7 protein-coding genes are annotated in these 6,106 nt (G+C 56.9%); 6 read left to right on the top strand and 1 reads right to left on the bottom strand.

What is annotated here, in order from left to right; all coding sequences use genetic code 11:
• The first annotated feature begins 99 nt into the window (after positions 1 to 99).
• From C8029_RS20695 to C8029_RS20670, 6 genes are all read left to right on the top strand, one after another.
• The gene (locus tag C8029_RS20695) at positions 100 to 438 is read left to right on the top strand and encodes a DUF736 domain-containing protein (RefSeq protein ID WP_107722873.1); all 339 of its coding nucleotides are present in this window, start codon (positions 100 to 102) and stop codon (positions 436 to 438) included.
• 198 nt (positions 439 to 636) lie between these two features.
• On the top strand, positions 637 to 1,821 hold the full coding sequence (repA, locus tag C8029_RS20690) for a plasmid partitioning protein RepA (RefSeq protein ID WP_107722874.1): 1,185 nt from the start codon (positions 637 to 639) through the stop codon (positions 1,819 to 1,821).
• Positions 1,821 to 2,792 (top strand): plasmid partitioning protein RepB, encoded by a 972-nt coding sequence (repB, locus tag C8029_RS20685; protein ID WP_107722875.1) that lies wholly within the window; start codon positions 1,821 to 1,823, stop codon positions 2,790 to 2,792. The genes repA and repB overlap by 1 nt, the downstream gene beginning before the upstream one ends.
• Before the next feature lie 241 nt (positions 2,793 to 3,033).
• A complete protein-coding gene (gene repC, locus C8029_RS20680) occupies positions 3,034 to 4,326 on the top strand; it encodes a plasmid replication protein RepC (protein WP_152003639.1) in 1,293 nt (430 codons plus the stop codon).
• Between the two features lie 55 nt (positions 4,327 to 4,381).
• Positions 4,382 to 4,639 carry a type II toxin-antitoxin system ParD family antitoxin gene (locus tag C8029_RS20675; protein ID WP_107722876.1) on the top strand — a complete coding sequence of 86 codons (258 nt, stop codon included), beginning with the start codon at positions 4,382 to 4,384 and terminating at the stop codon, positions 4,637 to 4,639.
• Complete coding sequence (locus C8029_RS20670; RefSeq protein WP_107722877.1) at positions 4,636 to 4,971, top strand: type II toxin-antitoxin system RelE/ParE family toxin; 336 nt, start codon at positions 4,636 to 4,638, stop codon at positions 4,969 to 4,971. The genes C8029_RS20675 and C8029_RS20670 overlap by 4 nt, the downstream gene beginning before the upstream one ends.
• A 6-nt stretch (positions 4,972 to 4,977) precedes the next feature.
• Here the strand turns inward: C8029_RS20670 and C8029_RS20665 are convergent, their stop codons facing one another.
• On the bottom strand, positions 4,978 to 6,075 hold the full coding sequence (locus C8029_RS20665) for a tyrosine-type recombinase/integrase (RefSeq protein WP_107722878.1): 1,098 nt from the start codon (positions 6,073 to 6,075) through the stop codon (positions 4,978 to 4,980).
• Between the last annotated feature and the right edge of the window lie 31 nt (positions 6,076 to 6,106).

Here is a 6,106-nt window from a genome sequence, read left to right as displayed (position 1 = left end):
GCGCCTGCCCCTCTCCAGCTCACGCTCCGCCTTCGGTGTGTCCGGGCCTTGGCCAGCTGCAAGGTGACCATCATTGCAACGCAAACAAGGAGAAGAGCAATGACCACGAACTGCATCAAATTCACCAGCGCCGACTTTGAGACCGCCAAGGGCGTCGGCTCCATCTCGACCCTGACTTTTGATCTCGACATCACGGTCGAACCCGTCGCGAGCGCGAACCCGATGGCCCCCACGCACCGCGTCCTCGGCCGCTCCCCGCGCGGCAAGCTGGTCGAATGCGGCGGTATCTGGAAGAAGCAGAACAAGGAGACCGGCGCCGACTACTACACGCTGACCATCCGCGATCACGGCTTCAACGCCAATCTCGGCAAGGCCGCGAACCAGGACGATCTGTCCCTGCAGGCCGTCATCCCTTGGGGTCCCAAAGACGCCACCTGAAACCAAAGTTGGCGGGGGCTTACCTCCGCCAATTCGTTTACAGCTGTAAAATCAACCTAGATCGCGGTCGTGGATATAGTCTCTTCAAGCGTTGATAGACACTAAATAGAGGAAAAATCTTGACTTAGTCGCGTGAATCACTGCTTTTATCCCCAAGTGGCGCGAAAAAGGCCACATTTTCGAAATTGGGGCAACCAGATGATTCCTGTGACACCATTGGCAAGTGAGCGCCCTTCGGCTCTTGCAACGGAGATTTCCGAACGACTCAACGCTGCCATCAGGGAACATCTGCTCTCTGCTTTTGCCCCAGACAACACTAAGACGCTACGCTCTTTTTCGGCACCTGAGGCCGCTGAGCTCTTGGGAGTATCCGGACAGTTCATGCGAAAGGTTCACGCTGAGGGTACAATCCCTGAACCAGACGATATCCGGGGTGGCCGGCGCTACTATACAGCCCAAGAGATATGGGACGCGCGCGAAGTTCTAGAGAAGACCTCTCGGAAGAAAGGCCGTTATCTGCCTCGCCGCTCGGGAGAGGAGCAGTTGCAAATTTGGCAGCTGATGAATTTCAAAGGTGGTTCTAGTAAGAGCACGACGAGCGTCCACCTCGCTCACTACTTTGCTCTTCGAGGATATCGGGTCTTGGTTGTTGATCTGGATCCTCAGGGATCTCTCACATCAATGTGCGGGATCAGCCCTGAAATCGAGTTCGATGGACTGACTGTCTATGATGCGATCCGCTACGACGAGCCGGTGAACATGGCTGATGTCGTCGTTCCAACATACTTTCCAGGGCTCTCGATTGCGCCGTCCCGCTTGATGCTGTCTGAGTTTGAGACTGAGTCGGCCGTTCATTCGAACCCAGACCAACCATTCTTTACTCGTATCCGAAATGCTTTGGCACAGGTAGAAGATGATTTTGATCTGGTGTTGATGGACAGCCCGCCACAGCTTGGTTTCTTGACCATTGCTGGGATGGCTGCCGCTAGTTCTTTGATTGTCCCTCTAACGCCATCGATGTTGGACGTTTCGTCAACTGCTCAGTTTCTTGAGCTAGCCGGAGCGTATATGGGTGTGATTGAGGATGCTGGCGCAACTCTCCAATATGATCACTTCAAATTTCTGATCACGCGAGACGAACCGACGGACGTTCCCTCTCAGCAGCTAACGTCTTTCATGCGGGCTTTGTTTCAAGACCGTGTCATGTCGGCAACCGCCTTGAAGAGCACAGCGATCAGTGACGCGACCATGCTAAAGCAGTCGATTTATGAGGTGGTCCGTTCCGAAATGACACGGGCCACATATGACCGTGCAAAGGGTTCCATGGATGCTGTGGGACATGAGGTCGAAACGATGATCCAACAATCGTGGGGGCGTAAGTAATGGCTAGGAAATCACTTCGCGATATGTCCGGAATTGCAAATACGATCGCTCGTTCTGGCGGCGCGCCGTCAGAGAGGTCGTCGAAGACCAGTGCTCCGGCTTTGGGTGCCCTTCAAGGTTCTCTGGCATCTATCCGAGAAATTGATCCCAATATAATCGACGATTGGGGGCCAGTAGATCGCCTTGAAGAGTTTACAGCTGTAAACGTCGAAGACGATGACGAGAGCTTCGAAGGACTAAAGAACAGCATCCGAGAAGGTGGTCAGCAAGTGCCCATTCTCGTTCGGCGTTCAAAGGCGATTGAAGGGCATTTCGAGGCTATTTACGGGCGGCGGCGCTTAAAGGCCTGCCGCGAAATCGGAATCAAGGTTCGCGCGAACGTCCAAGATATCGACGATGCTACGGCTTTGCTGGCGAAAGGGCTGGAAAATGCCGCGCGCCGGAACCTCTCTTTTTACGAGAAGGCGCGGTTCGCCGTGGCCATCCAGACAGCGGGCCACGACGCGGCAACTGTTCGGCAGGTTCTCAATCTCTCTCCGTCGGGTCATTCGCACCTTACAAAGGTAACACAGAACGTCCCGGTCAAGATCGGCGACCTGATTGGCGCGGCACCAAAGTCCGGGCGTCCAAAATGGACGGAGCTGGCTGAATTATTTCTCTCAAAGAAGCTAACTGAACGCGTAGCGCTCGATATCTTGGCCAGAATCAGCGCCTCATCGGGTTCGGATGATCGCCTCGAATTTCTCATTAGGGAAGCGACTAAGCGCGGTGCGAAGACGTCGAGCGGGGTTAGAGAGATAACGCCGTTGGAAGGCGTGACTATCAAAGCTGGCCGCGGAACATTGTCATTGTCAGTCAAGAAGTCTGGCGCGAACGCTGAGTTTGCAACCTGGCTTGAGAGCAATCTCGCAGAGATAATCAAAAAATCCTATGCCGAATTTACAGATGTAAATTTGGTGGATGACAACTGAGGACGAGCAGAAAGGAGGAACGGCAAACAAAGAAAACCCCCGAAACCGGAGCTTCGAGGGCTGCTGCGCAGAGCGCAATTCTTAGATTAGACACCTGGAATCTAGCAGCCAACGAATCACCACACAAGAGAAAACGCTTCTGAGCGAACGGGATTTCTTTGTTGCTGGCATAAAGATGGAAAAAATTAGTGATGCTCCACAGGGAGCGGCTGAGACAGTCATGTCTCAGAACAAGAGAGTTATGTCTAACATAAGCCATCCGTCAGGGTGGCGAAAAGCAACGGCCGGGCTGGCTACGGCTGAGCAGCTTGCCCTAGCCGGTGAACGGGTGGCAGTACCCAAAACGCGGGCCTTCGTCGCCGTGAAGCGGGTGGGGGCCTACATTGGCCTCAAGGCAGGAGACATGATGCTCCTCGACACGCTCGGGGCCTTTACCCAGGCTCAAGACTGGGAGGAAGGGCAGCGTCCGATCGTCTGGGCGTCGAACGCCTATCTGACGGAGCAGACCGGGTTCTCGCTCTCCGCGCTCAAGCGCCATGCACGGCGGCTTGCTGAGATCGGCGTGATTTCCTTCCAGGATAGCCCCAATGGCAAGCGCTGGGGCCGCAGGAACGCAGATGGGCGTATCGTTGAGGCCTACGGCTTCGATCTGTCGCCGCTTTCGGCGCGTGTCGATGAGTTCGAGGGACTTCATGCCGAGTTGCAGGCCGAGCGCGAGCTCTGCCAGCGCCTGAAGCGTCAGATCACTGTGGCGCGCCGGATGATCCGAGCCCGGATCGAGGCGGCTATCAGCAACGCGCTGCGCGGGCCCTGGAGCCAATTCACGGGGCTCTTTGAGGAGCTCTTGGACCGTCTTCCGCGCCGTCAGGAAGCCTCCGAGCAGCTTGTACGTTTGCTCTCCTGGTTCAAGGAACTCCAGGAACGGGTGGAGGCGGCCTATCTCAAAGCGACTGGCACGGCGAAGCTTGTGGAAAACACTGGTAATATTGATGCCCAAGTCATGGAGAAGACTCAAGAAATGAACCCCAGGGAGGCCATTTTCGAACCTCACATACTAACTACAAATCAACTTAATCCTGTAACTAGTAATTCCTCTGAAAAAGAGGAAACGGCGGGTGTGGTGCACAATCCTCTACCCGAAGAGCAGGTTGATAGGGATCTGGAAGACTGGGTTGCCGAGGTGCGCAAGAAGCGGATGGCGCTCGATCTGCCGACAATCATGCAAGCCTGTCCGGAATTCGCGTCCTGGGCCCGCAATATGGGTGGTTTCCTTAAGGATTGGGGCGATCTGCACCGGGTTGCCGGCCAGCTTAGGCCAATGATCGGTATCTCTGAGCATGCCTGGAACGTGGCGCAGGATCAAATGGGCACCCAGGTGGCCACGGCCGCGTTTGCGCTCGTTTTCGAGAAACACAGCGCAGGCGAGGTTGCCTCACCCGGCGGATATCTGCGGGGTATGCTCGAGAAAGACGGGGCAGGGGAGCTGCATCTCGAGCGCAGCTTTTATGGTAGGCTCAGTGGGCAGGCGGCATGACGTATTGATCAATAAGTGGCGTTGGCATATATTGCCAATAAAGGAGACCTGACCCATGGTGACACGCAACGTTGTCCTGACTGAAACCCAAGACCATCTGGTTCAAGCACTAGTGGCGTCCGGGCGCTACCAGAATGTGAGTGAAGCAATGCGCGCTGGCCTGAGGCTGCTCGAGCAGGAAGAGGCGCAGATCACGAGCATCCGCCAAGGGCTTCTCGAAGGTCTGGCGCAGGCCAAGGCGGGTGATCTTGCTGAGGGCAGTGGCAAAGATGCGATCCGTAGGGCCTTTGCGGCTGCGCACGCGCGTTCATGAGCCGATCCTTCCGGCTGACCCGTCGTGCGGAAGCCAGCCTCACTGAAATCGCCAGATGGACGGTCGAAACTTTCGGGCTGCGCCAAGCAGAGCTTTACGAGGCCGAATTGCTCAACCGCTGTGAAAGTATCCTGAATGGCCAAGCCCATAGTCGGAGTTGCGCAGTTCTCGTTGATGATGTCGAAGATCTGCGGTTCATAAGGGCAGGAGAGCATTTCCTGGTCTTTCTGGATCGATCGGACGAGGTCATCATCGTGGATATAATCCATTCCCGCAGCGATCTCCCTCGCCATGTTGCCTCACTTTCGGCTTTGAAGTCCGAGGACTCCTGATCCACGTCACAACCCGGCTGCCTTCGTCAGGTTCACCCGGAACCGGTCGCGGCGACGCTGATAGCGGCGGGTCATTTCGGCCGAGGCATGCCCGAGCTGTTTCTGGACGTAGCGCTCGTCGACTTCGGCAGAGCTGGCGAGACCGGCGCGCAAAGAATGGCCGGAAAACAGCGCCAGGCGCTCTTTCTCGGGCAGGTCAGATCGGATGCCGGCGTCCAGGACCGTGCGCTTGATCAGGCGCGCGACATGTTTATCGTTCAGTCTCGTTTCGGATGCCCTTTTGCCATCGCGCGAGGTGCCGACGAATACTGGGCCGAAGTTGATTTTCGCGAAGTGCAGCCATTGCTCGAGCGCGTGCACCGGGCAGGTTTGATCCTTGGAGCCGCGACCGACCTCGACCTCGCGCCAACCGGTCTTGGCGTTGAGCGTGAGCAGGGCACCTTTGTCCAGTACCTCAATCCAGCCGCCAGAGTCCGGCGTGTCGTCCTTGTGCACATCAAGACTGACGATTTCCGAGCGGCGCAGGCCGCCAGCATAACCCAAGAGCAGGATCGTCCGATCCCGCAGCCCGCGCAGATCGTAGGGCAGGGTGGCTACCATCACGAGAATGTCTTCGGCCAGGATCGCTTCTTTTTGCACAGGCGGGCGCGCATGCTTGCGCTTGATCCCGGCCAACACCGTGGCGATATGGCGGTTCTTGCGATCGAGGGAAAAGCCGCGCTGTGCGTAGTTCCAGGCGAGGCCCGAGAGGCGCCGGTCGATGGTGCTGACGGATAGCGCAGGGGAGGGGCCCGACCCGGAGGCCAGATCCGCCAGATAAAGCCCGATCATATCTGACGAAGGCGGCAGAGGCTCGGTGCCCTTCATCCGGCACCAGCGTGCAAAATGCGCCCAATCCTTCGCGTAGGCCTTCAGCGTGTTGTCGGAGGCGGCGGCACGCGCATAGTCGCGGGCGGTGTCCACCAGGTGATCGAGCGAGCCGGAGCCAGCCACATACGCGGGCAGGGCGATCCCATCGCTTCTGTCTTGACCTCTCTCGTCGCCTTGAGCATCATCAGACTTACTAGAGTGCGATGACATCGAATTCTTGTTGTCTGAGTCCATTCATTCCCCGAAAATGTCGGTCTGCCGGAAT

The organism is Roseobacter sp. TSBP12, from assembly GCF_009129705.1.
Lineage (GTDB): Bacteria > Pseudomonadota > Alphaproteobacteria > Rhodobacterales > Rhodobacteraceae > Celeribacter > Celeribacter baekdonensis_A.
The sequence above is the reverse complement of the archived record's forward strand: the minus strand, read 5'-3'. Positions and strand labels throughout refer to the sequence as shown.